We start from the raw sequence: 17,118 nt of genomic DNA, 5'->3' as shown, positions 1-17,118 counted from the left end.
AACGGCTCCACCTCCCCCGGGGTTCCCGGGGGAGGTGAAGGCGGCGTCAGTCGCTCACTCCTCGCCGGCGAGCTTCAGGGTGCGCAGCTTCCGCCCGGCGTACCAGGTCGCCAGCACGGTGACCACGACCAGCAGCACCGTCCCGGTGGTGAGGCTCACGTCGGAGGTGACGAGGTCGTTGCCGGCCACCTCGTGGGCCACGGCGCGCGACCACTGCTGGACGCTCAGCGTGCGGGCCCCCACGATCAGGGTGCCGAAGACGGCCTCCCAGACCAGCGCGTACACCAGGCCGAAGACCACCGCGTGCCGGCTGACGGTGCCGAGCAGCAGGAACAGGGCGGCGTAGGCGATGGAGCTGACGAGCGAGGCGACGGTGAAGGCAACGGCGATCTGTTGGCCGTTGTTGTTGAGCAGGTAGCCGGCGATCAGGGTGGGCACGGCGGAGAACACCATGGTCACCGCGATGGCGACGATCAGCTTGGTGAAGATGATCGACGAGCGCTTGATCGGCTTGGACAGCAGGTAGACCACGGAGCCGTCGTCGATCTCCGGGGCGATGGCGCCGGTGCCGGCGATCACGCCGATGATCGGCACCATCGTGCCCAGGGCGAAGCCGCCGAGCACGTCCGCGGCGGCCTGGTCGTCGGCTCCGGTGAAGCCGCGGACGGCCGCGGCCAGCGCGATCAGCAGGGCGGGCAGCGCGAAGAGGATCAGGGCGCGGCGGCGGCCGAGCAGGGCCCGGTAGGTGAGTCGGGCGACAGTGGGGTCGTACATCGGGGGCCTCCTACGCCGCGACCAGGTAAGAGAACACGGATTCGAGGGACTCGTCGGACGGCGAGACCATCAGCAGTCGGATGCCGTGGGCGCGGGCGACCCGGGGCAGCAGGGCGGTGAAGCGTCCGAAGTCGACGGCCTGGACGCGCAGCACCCCCTCCTTCAGGTCGACCTCGATGCCCGCGGTGGACTCGTCGGCGATCAGTGCCGCCGCGAGTGCCCGGTCGTCGCTGGAACGCACGGTGTAGAGGTGCGGTCGGTCGGTCATCAGCCGGCGGATGCGGCGGAAGTCTCCGGAGGCCGCGTGCCGGCCGGCGACGATCACCTCGATGTGGGAGGCGAGTTGCTCGACCTCCTCCAGGATGTGCGAGGAGAACAGCACCGTGCGTCCCTCGTCGCCCATCCGCCGCAGCAGCTCCATGAGGTGCATGCGCTGGCGCGGGTCCATGCCGTTGAACGGCTCGTCGAGCAGGAGCACCGAGGGCTGGTGGACCAGCGCGGAGGCCATCTTGACCCGCTGGCGCATGCCCTTGCTGTAGGTGGAGATCTTGCGGTCCTGGGCGTACTCCATCTCGACGGTGGCGAGCGCGGCCCGGGCCTCCTCGTCGCCGAGGCCGTGGAGTTCGGCGTTGGCGACGACGAACTCGCGGCCGGTGAGGAAGTCGTACATCGCCTCGCGTTCGGGGACGATGCCGATGTGCTCGTAGATCCCCTCGTTGCGCCAGATGGGCGCGGTGTCGAGGGTGACGGTGCCGTTGGAGGGGGCGAGGAAGCCGCCCATCATGTTGATGAGGGTGGACTTGCCGGCGCCGTTGGGGCCGAGCAGCCCGGTGACCCCGGGGCCGATGGTCATGGTGATGTCGTTGACGGCGACCACGTTGCCGAACCAGCGGGAGGCGTGGTCGATCTCGATGGTGGTCACAGCCCGGCCTTCCGGTAGCGGCGGGCCATCAGGGCGTAGCAGCCCACGACGACGCCCGTGATCACGAGCAGGTAGACGAGGCCCTCGGTCGCGTTCGGGCCGTGCCCGCCGGGGAAGGCGGATTCCGCACCGAGGAACGCGGTGCTCAGCCCGTCCAGCAGGGTGGCCGGGGAGAGCAGTCCGAGCCAGGTGACGGCCCCGGCGCTGTCCTGCTCGAAGGCGATGGCCTGGACGGTGGAGACGGCGCCGTAGGAGATGGTGAGCACGGCGATCACGGCGGCGATGCCGAAGCCCCGGCGCGGGGTGATCGCGGAGATCACCAGCCCGATGCCGGCGAACAACAGCGACAGGACGGCGACGGACACCATGCCCTGGAGGAACCCTTCGGTCTGGTCGGCGAAGTCGAGCTTGGCGAGCAGCGCGCCCACGTAGAGGATCAGCAGCGGGGTGCCGGTGAGCACCAGCAGCGCGGAGGCCATCGCGGCGAACTTGGCGAGGACGTAGTCCGCGTGCGTGATGGGGCGCGAGAAGTACAGCGGCACCGTCTTGAACCGCAGGTCGCGGGAGACGGCCTGGGGCGCCTGGGAGGCGAGGTAGAGGGAGATGACCGCCTGGAGGACGACCGCGTAGCGGGTGTACTCGACGGGCAGGTCCTTGGCCTTGGTGGCCACCGCCACCGCGACCATGATCAGGGCCGGGGTGCACATGACCGCGAACAGCAGCATGGGCAGGACCTTGGACTTGGCGGACCGGCCGAGTCCGTAGGAGCCGCGCAGCGTCTGGGAGAAGAGCGAGCGGCGGGCGTAGGCCCGGCCGAGTCGGGTCCCGTCGTAGCTGCGGTAGCCGATGTTGTGGATCCGGGTCTGGGACCCGGCCGCGGGCTGCTCAGTGGCCATCGCGGACCGCCTCCTTCCGCTGCTGGTCGTCGGGGGCCGCCGGGTGGGTCCCGGGGTCGTCGTGGAAGACCTCGGCGATGTGGTGCCGGCGCTGTTCCATGCGGATCAGGCCGAGGTCGAGCTCGGCGACGACGTCGCGCACCAGGTCGTAGGTCTCCTCGTCGTCGGCGGTCAGCAGCACGATGTGGCCGGCGCCGGGCAGTCCGCTGCCGGCGTCGGTGGTGATGCCGCGGGCGGCGAGCGCCGCGCGCAGGGCCGCGGTGCCGTCGGGGTGTTCGTCGGAGTCGGTGACCTCGACGGCGAGGGTGGTGGTCTGCTGGGTGAAGTCGGTGGTGGAACTGGAGCGCAGCAGCTTGCCGCCGTCCACGACGACGACGTGGTCGCAGGTGCGCTCCAGTTCGCCGAGGAGGTGGGAGGTGACGAGCACCGAGATGCCGAAGTCGGTGTGGATGCGACGGATCAGGCCCAGCATCTCGTCCCGACCGACCGGGTCGAGGCCGTTGGTCGGCTCGTCGAGGAAGACCAGCTGCGGGTCGTGCACCAGGGCCTGGGCGAGCTTGACCCGCTGCTTCATGCCGGTGGAGTAGCCGCCGATGGGGCGGTAGCGCTCCTCGTACAGGCCGACGTGGCGCAGGGTGTCCGCGGTGCGTTCGCGGGCCGCGGTGGGCGGCAGCCCGGACATCCGCGCCATGTGGACGACGAACTCGGTCGCCGACACGTCGGGCGGCAGGCAGTCGTGCTCCGGCATGTAGCCGACGCGTTCGCGGATGGCGGGACCCTCGGTGGCGACGTCGAGCCCGAGCACGGCGGCACGGCCCTCGGTGGCGGGGGACAGGCCCAGCAGGATTTTGATGAGCGTGGACTTGCCGGCCCCGTTGGCGCCGACGAGCCCGGTCACCCCGGGCCCGATGTCCACGGAGAGCCGGTCGAGAGCGGTCACCCGCGGGAACCGCTTGCTCAGGCTTTCGGTCGCGATCACAGTCACGTTCCGACCGTAGGCGCGGATGCCCGCCGGGTCGTCAGCCCGTGGTGCCGGCCCGGGATCAGCCTCGGGTAGGACGTTCCCGTAGGGGTACGCCCGAAGTCGCACGGCAGCGGGCCGGGCCGGAGCCGTCCGCGGGCCGCCGGGGGCCGCTTGACGTGCTCCTCGCCGTGGGGCCACAGTCGAGGTGGTCACGTTCCGTGACCACGGTACGGGTGCCCGCTCCGTCGAGCGCGCGCCGAGGAACGCCTGCGGGCGACGGTCGAGGGGCGAGCGGATGGGGTCGCGGGCGGAGCGCGGACGTCGGGTGCGCACGGACGGGGTCGAGTTGTGCGTGGTCGAGGCGGGGGACCCGGCCCGGCCCACGGTGGTGCTGGTGCACGGGTACCCGGACACCAAGGAGGTCTGGGACGAGGTCGCCGCACGGCTGGTGGACCGCCACGACCTGCACGTGGTCCGCTACGACGTGCGCGGGCACGGCGGTTCGACGGCGCCCGGGACGCCGGCCGGGGGCTACACCCTGGAGAAGCTGACCGGGGACTTCCTGGCCGTCGCGGACGCGGTGAGTCCCCACGCGCCGGTGCACCTGGTGGGCCACGACTGGGGTTCGGTGCAGGGGTGGGAGTTCGTGACGGTGGACCGGACCCGGGGCCGGATCGCCTCCTTCACCTCGGTGTCCGGCCCGTCCCTCGACCACTTCGGGCACTGGGCCGCCGGACGCCGGGCCCGCCCGACACCGCGCGCCGCCGCGCAACTGCTGGGCCAGACCGCCCGGTTCTGGTACGTCGCCGCGCTGCACGCACCGGGGGTGGCGGAGCGGGCGTGGCGCAGCGGCCTCGGTCGGCGGTGGCCCGGGTTCCTGGCCCGGGCGCACCGGGTCCCGCCCGGTGCCCATCCCGCTCCTTCGACGCCCTCGGACGGGGCGCGCGGGGCCTGGTTGTACCGGGACAACGTCCGCCCCCGGGTGCGCGCCCCGCGTGCGGACGCGTACGCCCACGTCCCCGTGCAACTGGTCGTCCCCTCGGACGACGCCTTCGTCTCGCCGGCCGTGTTCGACGGACTGGAGCGGTGGGTGCCGGAGTTGACCCGTCGCACCCTGGACGCCCGGCACTGGGTGCCCCGCACCCATCCGGACCGGCTGGCCACCTGGGTGGCCGACTTCGTGGCGGCGCACCATGCGGGGGAGACGGCGGCGGCCGCGGCGGGCGCGACCCGGGCCACCGGGCGCCGGGGCCGGCGCGCGGACCGGTACGCGGAGCGGTTCGCCGGGCTGTTGGTGCTGGTCACCGGGGCGGGCAAGGGCATCGGACGGGCCACCGCGCTGGCCTTCGCCCGGGCGGGCGCCCGGGTGGTCGTGGTGGACCGCGACGCGGTCTCGGCGCGCCGGACCGTCCGGGAGGCCCGGGCGGCGGGGGCGGCCGGGGCGTGGAGCGAGGCGGTGGACGTGGGCGACGGGGACGCCATGGCGGAGTTGGCGGCACGGGTTCACGCCGAGCACGGGGTGGTGGACGTCCTCGTCAACAACGCGGGCGTCGGCCTGGCCGGCCCCTTCCTCGACACCACCCCCGAGGAGTGGCGGCGGGCGCTCGACGTGAACCTGTGGGGAGTGGTCCACGGTTGCCGCCTGTTCGGGGCCGGGATGGCCGAGCGCGGCCAGGGCGGTCACATCGTCAACATCGCCTCGGCCGCGGCGTTCCTGCCCTCCCGCACCATGCCCGTGTACGGCGCCACCAAGGCGGCGGTGCTGGCGCTGAGCGAGTCCCTGCGGGCGGAGTTGGCCGGCCGGGGCATCGGGGTGTCGGCGATCTGCCCGGGGATCGTGCGTACCGACATCGCCGCGACCACCCGGTTCGCCGGGGCGGACGCGGCGGAGCAGGAACGGCGTCGGACGAGCGCCAACCGGCTGTACCGGCTGCGCGGTTACCCGCCGGAGCGGGTGGCGCGGGCGGTGCTGGGCGCGGTGGTCCGCGACCGCCCCGTGGTGGCGGTGTCCCCGGAGGCCCGCGCCGTTCGAGCCCTGGCCCGGTACGCGCCCAAGGTCCTGCGGAGGGCCGCCCGGTTCGGATCGCCGAGATGACAACGGGCCTTCTGCCGGCGGGCTTCGGAACCCAGTCGGCCACGGCCCGTCACCATCCTTGCTCCCTGCGGTCGTTGAGGACGGGGAGGAACCTTTCACCTGCCCCTCGGTACCCGCACGGAGAGCAACTTCCCTTGTTCACCGCCCTGCTGGCCAACCAACTGACAAACAAGGCAAATTGCCCAAATCACCACAAGATCAAAGGCAGTTGTCCACAGGATGTGCCATCCAAGCTGTGGATAACTAGACTTGACTGTGGATCAAACCTCTGAACCCAAAAAGTCGTGCACGATTTCCCCCCGCCGGTCCGCGCAGGTCGGAGCCCTCGCCTCCCCGGCGGACGGGACCGATCCGGCCGTGCAGCCGACCCGGGCCGGAGCACGCGGAAGGGCGGCCCGAAGGATTCCGGACCGCCCCTCGCGAGGTCGGCTCAGCCTCGGGCGATCCCCGGCGCCACGTCCTCGTACACGGCGTCGATGCCGCCCCGCCCGGCGGGGCGCTCCGCGGTGCGCGCCGCCGCACCCGCCCCGCAGTACGTCGCCTCCAACACGCCGGCCATCGTGGTCAACACGCTCCCGTTGTTCGAGGTGTTGGCCAGGGCGCTGACGCTCCGCTTCCCGTCCTTCGAGGTGAAGGCGTACGTGTAGTAGCCCTGCACGGTGCCGGTGTGCCCGTACACGGAGACGCCGCAGGACAGGTCCCGACGGCGCAGCCCCAGCCCGTAGTGCTGGGTCCCCGCGGCGTTGGTGGGCGCCCACCGCTGCATCTCGGCCAGCTCCTCGGCGGGCAGCAGCCGCCCGCCCAGCAGGGCGGACAGGAAGCGGTTGAGGTCACCCGGGTGGGAGATCACCGCACCCGCCGCCTGCGCCCAGGAGGCGGTCTGCCGGGTGGAGTCCACCAACGGTGCACCGGCCGCGTCCGGCGTCAGGTAGCCCCGTGCGTGCCGCCCGGGGACCGCCGTGTCGGGATGCACGTACACCGTGTTCTTCAGCCCCAGGGGTCCGATGATCCGGGACCGGTACTCCTGCCCGATGGACCGGCCGGTGACCTCCTCGACCAGCATGCCGGCCACCACGAAGTTGGTGTTCGAGTACCCGTACGCCGTGCCCGGCGCGGGGGACGGCGCCCGGGTCAGGGACAGGTCGACGAGTTCCTGCGGCGTGAAGACCCGGTTCCGCACCGCCTCGAAGCCGGGCACCGTCTGCTGGAACAGGTCGTTGGTGTAGTCCCACAGCCCGCTGCGGTGGCTCAGGACGTGCCGCACGGTGACGGCGTCGTCCGGCAGCAGCTCGGGCAGGTAGCGGTTGACGGAGGCGTCGAGGTCCACCTTCCCCTCGGCGACCAGTTGCAGCAGGACCACGGTCGTGAAGGTCTTGGAGACGCTGCCGATGCGGAAGCGGTCCGCGGTGCTCAGCGGGCGCTGCTCCTCCCGGTCGGCGAACCCCTCCACCACCCGGTGCGTGGTCTTGCCGTCGTCGACCCGTGCCAGCGCCCCGGGCGCGCCCTGGGACAGCGCCTTCTGGAGCACGGCCCGCAGGGCCGCCGTGTCGGGCGCGGCGGCCCGTGCGCCGGCCGCCGCGCCCCCGGTGCGCGGTGCGGTGCTCCGCGCACCGGCGGCGCCCTCCGCCGCGTACGCCGCCTGGGCGGGCAGCGCCGTTCCGAGCGTCAACAGCGCCGTGCCCAGTGCCACGGCGCCCGCGAGCTTGCGTCGATGCATTTCTCCCCGATCCCTTGCCGTTCCCGTTCCGTTGTCCTGCCCAGCGTGGGGAAGCCGAGGACGAAACGGCTGACGGCGCGCCCCGACCCCGGGAACGTGCCGCGGTACGGATCACCGTCGGGGAGGAACCCGGACCGGTGCGCGGCGGGTCGCGCCCCGCCGTGGGGAGCGCCCCTCACTCGAACGCGCCCGCGGCACGAGGACCGTCGATCCCGCCGTGCGCACCGCCCGGGGCCCTCCTGCTGCCCCACCAGCAGGACGGTTCCCCACCCCAAGACGGCCGGAATCCGCCGTTCGTTCCACCGGGGGACGGATTGACGCGTCCGATTGACGGCGCGCGCAGGTACGGAGGTTGACGGCCCGTCACCCTGGTGCCGGGCGGCGGGACGGCCTCACCCCAGCTGGGCGAGCGCCTCGGTGGCGATGCGTTCGAAGACGGCCGGGTCGGTCGCGAAGTCCGAGCCGGGGACCGGCCAGTGGATGACGAGTTCGGTGAAGCCGAGGTCCCGGTGGCGCCCGGCGTAGTCCACGAAGGCGTCCACGGACTCCAGCGGCCCGTTGCGGTCCGGGGTGAAACCGTGCAGCAGGACCTTGTCCAGCTCCGCCGGGTCCCGGCCGAGTTCCGAGCACGCCTTCCCGAGCCTCTCGACCTGTCGGCGCAGCGCCGCCCGCGACTGCTCCGGGGTGCCCTCCTCGTACAGCTTCGGGTCCCCGGTCGTCACCCACGCCTGCCCGTGCCGCGCGGCGAGCTTCAGCCCGCGCGGCCCGGTCGCCGCCACGGCGAACGGCAGCCGGGGCCGCTGGACGCAGCCGGGGAGGTTCCGGGCCTCCTCGGCCGCGTAGAACTCCCCCCGCTGCGAGACCGCACCCTCGGTGAGCAGCCGGTCGAGCAGGGGCACGAACTCGCCGAACCGGCCGCCCGCTCCCTCGGCGACCACGCCTCCCGCCCCAGCGCCGTGGCGTCGAAGCCGCTGCCGCCCGCGCCGATGCCGCCCGTCGCCGCTCGCCCCCGGTGTCCACACACAGCGCACACCAGACCCGAAACCCTCTTCCGACCACGGCATCTGTGCCGCCTGCCGATGACCGACGCCGACGACGCTGAGAGCGCCCGTAGCAGTCGCCCGACAACCACGTGCCAGTCACCGTCGCAGTGCGCCCGCAGGGTGCTGGCCCCGCCTCGGTTGCTACTGCTCGTATGCCCACGCCCGGCCGGTCTGGCGGTACTCCTCGACGGGGATGGGGGCGGTACCCGTCCGCATCCGTGCGGTGTAGAGCAGGCCGTCGAGGTGGTCGATCTCGTGGTGGACCAGCCTGGCGAGCCCGCGTTCGTAGGTGGTGGTCACCAGCTGGCCCTCCAGCGTCGTGGTCTCCACGGCGATCCACAGCGGCCGGGGTACCAGACCGCGGACGTCGAAGAACGACAGGCAGCCCTCGTACTGATCGTCCACGTTGCTGGAGCTGTCGGTGATGCGGGGGTTCAGCAGGACGATCGCAGGGGCGGCGGGGTCGGGAGGCTGGACCACGGCGGCGGCCCGGCCCACCCCGATCTGCGGAGCCGCGATGCCCATGCCCTTGGCGAAGGGGTGGACCTGCCCGATCCGCTCCATCGCGGAGAACAGCTGCTCGATGACCTGCTCGGCTGCCTCACGCTCAGTCGGCAGGTCGAAGGCGCGGGCAGGCTCGGCGAGCACGGGGGCGCCGTTCTGAACGACGCCGAGGACGCGCATCTGCTCGCTGGGCCGCACCTGGATCACCTGAACTCCCCTTGTTCCCATTGATGTTCGGGTCGCGCCCGGAACCGCCATTCCAGACGGTACCGGGTGTGGAGTGGAGGTGTGGTCGCGCTCCAGGAGAAGACACGCATCCCGCCCTCGTCGTGCTGGACCGGGGCCGTCCGCAGCGGCACCGCCTCGGCGGTCATGGAGGTCTCGGTGCCCCACACGGCGGGGTCGAGCTCGGCTGGGCATTCTCCTTCCGCAGCGCGGCCAGCTCCTCCTTCTCGGCGGTGGTGAGCGTGTCGCCTCGCTCACCGGCATCGGCCTCGGCCTGACGGATCCAGTTGCGCAGAGCCTCATGGTGCACACCGAGTTCCTCGGCCATACGGCGGATCACGGGCTTCGGCTCGGCGGTCCGGTACATCCGTACCGCACGCTCACGCAACTCCAACGGGTACTTCCTCGGGGCAGGCATCGTCTGGGCTCCTCTCATGAGACCCATCTGACCCTCTGTCACCCAACCCCGCATCTCGGGGGAACCTCACACCCCCACATAGCGTCACTCCAGGACCTGGCCTGCCTTCACGATGGCGGCAGCTCAGTATTGAGTCTGTCGGCAGGCACTCGCTCGATGCGGGTCCAGCCTCTCCAGCCCCGTTCCTCCAGGATCTCCAACAGCCGCGCGGCGTGCGGTGAGGACTCGACCGTGGTTGAGTCCAGGAGGTCGACGAACTGGTCGTCGATGCCGTCGTCGGCCCCCACGTCGCCGGCCTCCACAGCGCGAATCATCAGGCGCTCCATGATGTCGGCGACCTCAATGATCCGCGGATCGTCGGCCGGCCAGTCGAGTGCCCCGCTGAGAAGGCTGTAGAGCTTCACCGTGTCGGGGTCATCCAACTCCTCGTGCTTCTTGGCGATCACGGAGCCGATCGCATGCGGCACCTGGGCGGCGATCATGATCCAGGCGTCCCGCTCCAACTCGATGTACCGCTCCTCGACGCCGAGACCGCGCAGCCGGTCGAGGTAGTCCACGACGCTCTGCGGGAGCGCCAGGTGCTCTCCTGCGGCGAGCCTGGCGAGTCGGCTGCGAGTGTCCTGCAGCCGCCGGATCTCGGCACGCAGGGCTTTGTCGATCTCCTGGACGCCGCCGGCGAAGTCCTCCGGGCCGGCGTCGAGAAGTTCCTGCACCCGGGCCAGCGGTACGCCGGCGTCTGCGAGGGTGCGGATCCGGATCAGTCCCACGACCGCGACAGCGTCGTAAGTCCGGTATCCGGACCGGTTGCGTTCGGGCTCCGGCAGCAGCCCGATCCGGTGGTAGTGACGTACCGCCCGCACCGTCGCCCCAGCGTACGCCGCGAGCTGGCTGATGGTGAGCATGGGTCTCAGCCTGCCTCATGCGATCTTCCGGCGGTAGGCGGCCATCGCGAAGACGTACGCCACGACGAGGATGCCGACGCACCACGCGAGGGCGGTCCAGATGTCGTCGCCGACCGGCTGCTGGGCGAACAGGTTGCGGATGGTGTTGACGATCGACGTCACCGGCTGATGTTCGGCGAACCAGCGCACCGGGCCGGGCATCGTCTTTGTGGGCACGAACGCCGAACTGACGAACGGCAGGAAGATGAGCGGGTAGGCGAACGCGCCAGCGCCCTCGACCGACGACGCGGAGAGCCCGGGGATCACGGCAAGCCAGGTCAGCGCCAGGGTGAACAGGAGCAGGATGCCGGCGACCGCGAGCCATGCCGCCACTCCTGCACCTGAGCGGAAGCCCATGAGCACAGAAACGCCCACGACGAGCACGAGCGCGATCAGGTTGGCGACCAAAGAGGTGACGACGTGGGCCCACAGCACACCCGACCGCGCAATCGGCATGGACTGGAATCGCTCGAAGATCCCGCTCTTCACATCGGTGAACAGCCGGTACGCGGTGTAGGAGACGCCCGACGCGATGGTCATGAGCAGGATGCCGGGCAGCATGTAGTTCACATACGAAACAGACCCGGTATCGATGGCGCCGCCGAACACGTAGACGAACATCAGCATCATGGCGACCGGCGTGATCGCAGTCGTGATGATGGTGTCCATGCTGCGCGTGACATGGCGCAGGGTCCGCCCCGTGAGCGCGGCAGTGTCGTTGAAGAAGTACGCGGTCATTCTCGCCCCCCAGTTGTCGTGCCAGTGACGTCGCTCTCGTCTCCTCCGCCGATGACCGCGAGGAAGATCTCCTCGAGAGTCGGCTGCTTCTCGACGTACTCGACCTTGGCGGGCGGGAAGAGCTGCTTGAGCTCGGCCAGGGTGCCGTTCACGATGATTCGACCCTGGTGAAGGATCCCGATCCGGTCGGCCAGCTGCTCGGCCTCGTCCAGATACTGCGTGGTGAGCAGCACCGTCGTTCCGTGGCCGGCGAGCTCCTTGACCGCATCCCACACCTCGATGCGCGCCTCGGGGTCAAGACCGGCCGTCGGCTCATCCAGGAAAATCACCGGCGAATTCCCGATGAGGCTCATCGCGATGTCCAGCCGACGCCGCATCCCACCCGAATACGTGGACACTCTTCGCGCGCCCGCCTCGCTCAGCGAAAAGCGCCTCAGCAGGTCATCCGCGATCGCGCCAGGGTCCTTGATGTGGCGCAGCCTGGCGACGAGCGCGAGGTTCTCCCGACCGCTGAGGATCTCGTCGACGGCGGCGAACTGCCCGGTGAGACTGATGGACTCCCGCACGTCCGCTGGTTGCGTTCCGACCTCGAAGCCGTGGACGCTCGCCGTTCCCGCGTCGGCCTTAAGAAGCGTGGCGAGGACCCTCACGGTCGTGGTCTTGCCCGCCCCGTTGGAGCCGAGCAGGGCGAAGATGCTGCCCGGCACCACGTCGAAGTCCACACCGCGCAGCACTTCGAGCTGCCCGTATGACTTTTTGAGACCTTGCACGCGAATCGCCGGACCGGCGATCGATTGGGCTTTCATGGTCATCTGCCTCCTTCGCGGAGCTGTTCCAGGCGACTGCGCGGAAGCTCCTCCCGGAAGGATGGGGGGTTGACCCAGCGTCAAGGTCAAGCTCGTTCCGACCACGGCACTCAGATCGCCGACCGGCCAGACGCACCGCAGCGATGACGGGCCGTTCGCCCCGAGCTCGTGCGGCCGCGAACCCGCCATACTCATAGCTGTCGGTGAAACACTCACACGTCGGTTCCTGCGACTCACCGGCCAGAAATCCACGAACCCGCCTGCTTCCCCCGGCGGCAAGGCCGAACCCGGCGAACCCCTCGGCGAAGCCGCCGCCCGCGAACTCAAGGAGGAGACCGGCCTGCTCGTCGACCCGGCTGACCTCTCACTCGTCCATGTCGTTCACGTCGAACAGGGCTGGGACCGGGCTGGGCAGTTCGTGCTCTTCGCCTTCACCACCGACGCATGGACCGGCGAACTGACCAACGCCGAACCGGCAAACACCTGGCGGTCCGGTGGGTGGCGGCCGGGTGCCTCCCCGAGCCCGCGTTCCCGACCGCCGTGCAAGCCCTTGCTGCGTACAGGGACGGTGGCCCGTCCTTTTCCCGCTACGGATGGCGGACCGCCACCGCAAAGTGAGCGGGCTCCCTGGGCGGTCTGCCCGACACATGGCACCGTGCCTGATCAGTAGGGACTCGCCTACGTCGAGCCACGGCCAAGGCCGCGCTCGACGTAGGCTCACCAGCATGAGCCTGCGCCTGAGCACCGTGATTCTTCCTGTCGATCGCTGGCACGAGGGAGGTCGCGCGAAGTGGCAGCGCGCCGAGGAGCTCGGCTTCCACACCGCGTACACGTACGACCACCTCTCCTGGCGGACCTTCCGCGACGGCCCCTGGTTCGGCGCCTTGCCCACCCTCACCGCCGCCGCCACGGCCACGGACCGCCTGCGCCTGGGCACCCTCGTCACGTCGCCCAATTTCAGGCACCCAGTGACGCTCGCCAAGGAACTGATGTCGCTGGACGATGTCTCGGGCGGTCGGGTTACCCTCGGCATCGGCGCGGGAGGAAGCGGCTTCGACGCCACCGCGCTCGGCCAGGAGGCGTGGACGCCCCGGGAGCGGGCGGACCGGTTCGGGGAGTTCCTGCCGCTGCTGGACCGGCTGCTCACCGAGAGGGAGGTGGACGCCGAGGGTACTTTCTACTCGGCGTCGGAGTACCGCAACGTCCCCGGCTGCGTACAGCGGCCCCGGCTGCCGTTCGCGGTGGCGGCGACCGGTCCGCGCGGGATGAGGCTGGCCGCACGGTACGGGCAGGCGTGGGTGACGACCGGCGACCCGAAGCTGTACGACGAAGGCACCCCCGAACAGTCGGTGGAGGCGCTGCGCGGCCAGGTCCAAAGGCTCGACAAGGTATGTGCGGAGGTCGGGCGGGATGCGGCCGAGCTCGACAAGGTCCTGCTCCACGGCTTCACCCCGGACCGGAACCACCCGCTGGAGTCGGTGGACGCCTTCGTCGACTTCGCCGGACGCCACCAGGAGCTGGGTTTCACCGAGATCGTGATTCACTGGCCGATCCCCGACTCCGACTTCGCGACCGACCCGGCGGTCTTCGAACGCATCGCCACCGAGGCTGTTGCACAGCTCGGCTGAAACAGTGCGCGTAACTCAGCGTGGTGTCTGATCAGCCACCACGCTGAGCGTTCTTTCGCCACAAGGCGAGCATGACGGGAGAGTCAGCAGGGGCCGGGCGAGACGGGCAGACGTCGAAATGGCTGATCCTGCACTTATCGGAGGGCGAAGCAGAGCCCAGGTTGACCGCAGTGCCGTCGCCCGCGATGCGCCAGCGCTTGCCGACTGGTACTGAACCGACCGGCCAGTCACCCGGCTCAATCATGGTCCACCGACCTCGGACCGTCCGATGCCATTCCGCATGAGCACCGCACGCGTCACAGCTCGTTGAGCCCGAGTACCAGGCGTCCGCCACGGATGTGCCGGATCGCGCCGCATGGTTCATGGCGTCAGCCGTACCGCCCAGGACTTCCCCTACCAGTACCGGCTCTCGTTCGGGGTGGCCAGCACCCGCATCCGCACAGGTGAGGCACAGCGACATGCCAAGACTCGCGATCCACCTGCCGCCAGAACCGCCGCAGGCGTCACAATTAGGCTTCCGTGCGGGGACGAACACATCATCCGGCCAGCAGTCGTCGCAGACTACGAGGTGCACATCACCGCGTCGCGGACGGGCTGTTCCGGTGGAACCGCACTCGTCACATCGACTACCCAAGACCATGGCCCACCCCTTTGGGACGTCGTCCACACCGACGAGTTAGATCCTTCCACTACCTGCCGACCAAGCGTGTCCGATGCGCAAGCTTGGGGTTTTCCCTGTTGGGGCCGCGATAGGTGAAAAAGGCTTGACTGAGGTGACGAGCGTGCCCAGGCGCAGTCGGTCCGTGACGGTGGCGGCAGCGGTGAGGGTGGGTAGGGCGCCGAACCAGGGGCCGTCCCGGAAGGTCCGCCAGGAGAGGTGGTCGTAGGTGTACGCGGTGTGGAAGCCGAGCTCCTCGGCGCGCCGCCAGGTCTTCTGTCCTTCGGCCCACCGGTGGATGGGGAGGATCACCGTGCTCAAACGCATGAGCTCGACGATACGCGGGCTTCCCACCGCGGCGGATATGCCGACGGAGCAGATCCGTGCCGCACCCGCCTTGCCTCGGAGGCCGCTACCGTGACGACATGGGCACCCTGGGCAGGGTCGATCTTGAGGTCATGATCGAAGAGGCGACTGCCGACGCGTACGGCGATGACGAGCAGCGGACCGGTCTGTTCACCATGCTTGAGGAGCACCTCGACGTGCCCTTCACCACGGTGGTTCTCGGCGTCGAGGTGACCGTGCGCGGCGTCGGCCTCACGTCCGATGGCAGGATCGTGGCGCTGTGCTCTCGTGGCCGCCTCCGGCAGTCGATCGGCATTCTGGAGCTGCCGTTGCCCAGCCCGTCGCCCCGGGGTGCGGAGTGGATCGAGGCGTACCGCCACTGGGCCGGCTGAGGTCGGACAACTTCTCACTTCACGCGGAACCGGATCGCGCGAAAGGGCTGAACGTGGCTGAGGCCGTACAGGGCGAGCATCAGGGTGCCGCTGAACCGTCGCTGACCGATCTCATCGAGCGAAGTGCCGAGTTGAAGGGGGAACTGGTCTCCTTCGCTCAGAGCGCCCGCTTCGACCGGTGGCTGACGCCCCTCTTGCTGGAGGCCGCTGGGCCCGCACGGCGGCTGGACGAGGGCGAGGCGATCCGGATCACCGACCACTTCATCCTGCGGTACCGCCTGCCGGATGGCTTGACCGTGGTGGACCGGTTCATCGCCGGGCGGAAGGACTTGACCGCGTCCGACCGGACAATGCTGCTCGGCTGGCGCGACCCGGTCGAGGGCGTCTTCGAGGTCCAGCGCAAGGACGGCGACGCGGTCGTCCTGCTCAACCTTCTCGACGACCTGGAGTACCGCACGTACTCGAATGTCGGACGGGCGGCGTTCCGCGGAGTGTCCAGGGGCGGATTCCTCCATACCTGCCTGGTATCCGTCCACTCAGCCGACAGGGCGTGGCTGGTGTCCGGGGCGATGTCCCACTACCCCCGGTCCAGTGCCGCCGACATCGCACAGGCGGCGCTCGAACTGGCCACCAGCCAAACCTCGCTGGTCTTCCGCAACCCCGCGAAGATCGAGCAGGGATGGCAGCAGATGAGAGAGGACCGGGCCGCGTTCATCGAGTTCTGCGACGGCGACGAACTGATCCTCCCTCCTGCCGAAGCCGGGAATCTCCTCAATGCCTACTACCGCCACCGCCAAGAGGCCGCCGCCTCACAGCAAGGCGGCGCCCGAGCCCGGGGCAGGCGGATCACCGGCCTGGACCTGCCCTTCTTCGAGCTGCCGCGAGAACTCGCGGCAGCGGACACCGTCGGCGTCATCTACGACCAGGTCGACGGACTCAACTTCTACGCCGACTACGGGATGCTGCGGGACCTCTTCGCGGACCCCGCCCTCACGGGCCGTAGGCGGCACCAGGACCTGCTGCGTACATACCTGCGCGAGGAGTCGATCACGCCCCTGCCGATCCGCCGACTGGCCGCCGCGCACCCCAGGACTGCCGACGCGGTGTTCCGGAGACTTCTGCGGAAACCCGACTTCGCCTGGAGCGAGCACGGTGAGGCACTACTGCACCGGCGCAAGCCCTGGTACTACGAGAGCGAGCCCCGCCCGGGCGTCTCCGTCATCGGTGACCGCCTCGGCGCGCTCCTCGCCGACCGACGGTGGGCATCATGAAGCGCCAGCGTGTTAATAGGTCATGTACTACACTTGCCTTATGGACACGCCCCGCCCCGGCAAGACCCGAGTCACCAGCGTCTCCCTGCGCGCCGAGACCCTGGAGGCGATCCGCGCACGCGCCGGCAAACAAGGCGTCTCCTCCTATATCGAGGAGGCCGTGCAGCGGCAGCTCCAGCGCGAGGCCATCGACGAGTACATCGCCACCGCCGAAGCGGAGCACGGCCCTGTCGACCCTGCCGAGGTCTCGGACAAGGCGGAGCGCATCCGCGCCCACCACGCCGCCCACCGCGGTGGGTCCGCCCCGGCGGACGCTGCATGAGCGGGACTCTCGTTCTCGACGGTGAGGCCCTCTCCAAACTCTCCCGCCGGCACCGTGACATGACCGTATGGCTGGACGTCGTCCGCAGGCTGGACCTACTCGTTGTGACGAGCGCCGCCACGTTGGTGGAGGCACGCGACCCGAAGGTGCCCCAGGCGGCGTTCGACCACGCCGTTTCCCTGGCCAAGGTGCGTCCCGTCACGGAGGAGATCGCACGGGTGGCAAGCAAACTGCTCGCTGCCGAGAGTCTGCATGGTCAGAAGCACGCCATCGATGCGATGCTCGCGGCCACGGCTCACGTGGAGCACGGCGATGTCACTGTCATCACGAGCGACACGGACGATCTGCGCCGGCTGTGCCACCCACGCATCGCCGTCGAACCGATCTGAGCACCCCGTCGGCCCTTCCTGGATCCCTGCGTTTCCTCAGGTCAGCGCGTGAGGGCTCCCCGCCGCCGCG

At 70.2% G+C, this 17,118-nt stretch carries 19 protein-coding genes and 1 pseudogene; 7 read left to right on the top strand and 13 right to left on the bottom strand.

The window, feature by feature from the left end:
• Positions 1 to 54 precede the first annotated feature (54 nt).
• Genes ABT092_RS19260 through ABT092_RS19245 form a run of 4 tightly spaced genes read right to left on the bottom strand, consistent with a single transcriptional unit; the run spans position 55 to position 3,571 of the window.
• Positions 55 to 774 carry an ABC transporter permease gene (locus ABT092_RS19260; RefSeq protein ID WP_351245351.1) on the bottom strand — a complete coding sequence of 240 codons (720 nt, stop codon included), beginning with the start codon at positions 772 to 774 and terminating at the stop codon, positions 55 to 57.
• A 10-nt stretch (positions 775 to 784) separates the two neighbouring features.
• Positions 785 to 1,696, bottom strand: coding sequence for an ABC transporter ATP-binding protein (locus ABT092_RS19255; protein ID WP_351245349.1), 912 nt, complete (start codon positions 1,694 to 1,696; stop codon positions 785 to 787).
• Positions 1,693 to 2,592: an ABC transporter permease gene (locus ABT092_RS19250; protein WP_351245347.1), complete on the bottom strand. Its 900-nt coding sequence runs from the start codon at positions 2,590 to 2,592 to the stop codon at positions 1,693 to 1,695. Before ABT092_RS19250 ends, ABT092_RS19255 begins: the two co-directional genes overlap by 4 nt.
• Positions 2,582 to 3,571 (bottom strand): ABC transporter ATP-binding protein, encoded by a 990-nt coding sequence (locus ABT092_RS19245; protein WP_351245425.1) that lies wholly within the window; start codon positions 3,569 to 3,571, stop codon positions 2,582 to 2,584. Before ABT092_RS19245 ends, ABT092_RS19250 begins: the two co-directional genes overlap by 11 nt.
• 280 nt (positions 3,572 to 3,851) lie before the next feature.
• On the opposite strand from ABT092_RS19245, the gene ABT092_RS19240 reads away from it, so the two are divergent.
• Positions 3,852 to 5,651: an SDR family oxidoreductase gene (locus ABT092_RS19240; protein ID WP_351245345.1), complete on the top strand. Its 1,800-nt coding sequence runs from the start codon at positions 3,852 to 3,854 to the stop codon at positions 5,649 to 5,651.
• Positions 5,652 to 6,081: 430 nt separating this feature from the next.
• Here the strand turns inward: ABT092_RS19240 and ABT092_RS19235 are convergent, their stop codons facing one another.
• The 7 genes and pseudogenes from ABT092_RS19235 to ABT092_RS19205 all read right to left on the bottom strand — a co-directional run bounded on the left by ABT092_RS19235 (position 6,082) and on the right by ABT092_RS19205 (position 12,043).
• On the bottom strand, positions 6,082 to 7,368 hold the full coding sequence (locus tag ABT092_RS19235; protein WP_351245343.1) for a serine hydrolase domain-containing protein: 1,287 nt from the start codon (positions 7,366 to 7,368) through the stop codon (positions 6,082 to 6,084).
• 392 nt (positions 7,369 to 7,760) lie between these two features.
• A pseudogene (locus ABT092_RS19230) lies at positions 7,761 to 8,368 on the bottom strand (LLM class flavin-dependent oxidoreductase); the annotation flags it as partial.
• A 184-nt stretch (positions 8,369 to 8,552) separates the two neighbouring features.
• Entirely contained in the window at positions 8,553 to 9,122 is a 570-nt protein-coding gene (locus ABT092_RS19225) for a peptide deformylase (protein WP_351245341.1), read from the bottom strand.
• Between the two features lie 163 nt (positions 9,123 to 9,285).
• Positions 9,286 to 9,534 (bottom strand): transposase, encoded by a 249-nt coding sequence (locus ABT092_RS19220; protein ID WP_351245339.1) that lies wholly within the window; start codon positions 9,532 to 9,534, stop codon positions 9,286 to 9,288.
• A 131-nt stretch (positions 9,535 to 9,665) separates the two neighbouring features.
• The gene (locus ABT092_RS19215; RefSeq protein WP_351245337.1) at positions 9,666 to 10,460 is read right to left on the bottom strand and encodes a helix-turn-helix domain-containing protein; all 795 of its coding nucleotides are present in this window, start codon (positions 10,458 to 10,460) and stop codon (positions 9,666 to 9,668) included.
• 15 nt (positions 10,461 to 10,475) lie between these two features.
• Positions 10,476 to 11,237: an ABC transporter permease gene (locus tag ABT092_RS19210; RefSeq protein ID WP_351245335.1), complete on the bottom strand. Its 762-nt coding sequence runs from the start codon at positions 11,235 to 11,237 to the stop codon at positions 10,476 to 10,478.
• Positions 11,234 to 12,043, bottom strand: a complete 810-nt coding sequence (locus tag ABT092_RS19205) for an ABC transporter ATP-binding protein (RefSeq protein WP_351245423.1) — start codon at positions 12,041 to 12,043, stop codon at positions 11,234 to 11,236. The genes ABT092_RS19210 and ABT092_RS19205 overlap by 4 nt, the downstream gene beginning before the upstream one ends.
• 187 nt (positions 12,044 to 12,230) lie before the next feature.
• On the opposite strand from ABT092_RS19205, the gene ABT092_RS19200 reads away from it, so the two are divergent.
• Together ABT092_RS19200 and ABT092_RS19195 are read left to right on the top strand one after the other, a co-directional pair.
• Positions 12,231 to 12,713: an NUDIX domain-containing protein gene (locus tag ABT092_RS19200; RefSeq protein ID WP_351245421.1), complete on the top strand. Its 483-nt coding sequence runs from the start codon at positions 12,231 to 12,233 to the stop codon at positions 12,711 to 12,713.
• Positions 12,714 to 12,768: 55 nt separating this feature from the next.
• On the top strand, positions 12,769 to 13,671 hold the full coding sequence (locus ABT092_RS19195; RefSeq protein WP_351245333.1) for an LLM class flavin-dependent oxidoreductase: 903 nt from the start codon (positions 12,769 to 12,771) through the stop codon (positions 13,669 to 13,671).
• Positions 13,672 to 13,702: 31 nt separating this feature from the next.
• On the opposite strand, the gene ABT092_RS19190 is transcribed toward ABT092_RS19195, so the two are convergent.
• Together ABT092_RS19190 and ABT092_RS19185 are read right to left on the bottom strand one after the other, a co-directional pair.
• On the bottom strand, positions 13,703 to 14,035 hold the full coding sequence (locus ABT092_RS19190; RefSeq protein ID WP_351245331.1) for a DUF6083 domain-containing protein: 333 nt from the start codon (positions 14,033 to 14,035) through the stop codon (positions 13,703 to 13,705).
• Positions 14,036 to 14,347: 312 nt separating this feature from the next.
• Entirely contained in the window at positions 14,348 to 14,656 is a 309-nt protein-coding gene (locus ABT092_RS19185) for an LLM class flavin-dependent oxidoreductase (RefSeq protein ID WP_351245329.1), read from the bottom strand.
• Between the two features lie 98 nt (positions 14,657 to 14,754).
• Between ABT092_RS19185 and ABT092_RS19180 the strand changes: the two genes are divergently transcribed.
• Genes ABT092_RS19180 through ABT092_RS19165 form a run of 4 tightly spaced genes read left to right on the top strand, consistent with a single transcriptional unit; the run spans position 14,755 to position 17,048 of the window.
• Positions 14,755 to 15,066 carry a hypothetical protein gene (locus ABT092_RS19180; protein WP_351245327.1) on the top strand — a complete coding sequence of 104 codons (312 nt, stop codon included), beginning with the start codon at positions 14,755 to 14,757 and terminating at the stop codon, positions 15,064 to 15,066.
• A gap of 53 nt (positions 15,067 to 15,119) precedes the next feature.
• The gene (locus tag ABT092_RS19175; RefSeq protein ID WP_351245325.1) at positions 15,120 to 16,337 is read left to right on the top strand and encodes a hypothetical protein; all 1,218 of its coding nucleotides are present in this window, start codon (positions 15,120 to 15,122) and stop codon (positions 16,335 to 16,337) included.
• Between the two features lie 40 nt (positions 16,338 to 16,377).
• The gene (locus ABT092_RS19170) at positions 16,378 to 16,659 is read left to right on the top strand and encodes a hypothetical protein (protein ID WP_351245323.1); all 282 of its coding nucleotides are present in this window, start codon (positions 16,378 to 16,380) and stop codon (positions 16,657 to 16,659) included.
• Positions 16,656 to 17,048, top strand: a complete 393-nt coding sequence (locus ABT092_RS19165; RefSeq protein ID WP_351245321.1) for a type II toxin-antitoxin system VapC family toxin — start codon at positions 16,656 to 16,658, stop codon at positions 17,046 to 17,048. The genes ABT092_RS19170 and ABT092_RS19165 overlap by 4 nt, the downstream gene beginning before the upstream one ends.
• Positions 17,049 to 17,118: the final 70 nt, after the last annotated feature.

The sequence above is a fragment of the Streptomyces sp. NPDC002490 genome, from assembly GCF_040296045.1.
GTDB lineage: Bacteria > Actinomycetota > Actinomycetes > Streptomycetales > Streptomycetaceae > Streptomyces.
This window is presented reverse-complemented; position numbering and strand designations above follow the sequence as displayed.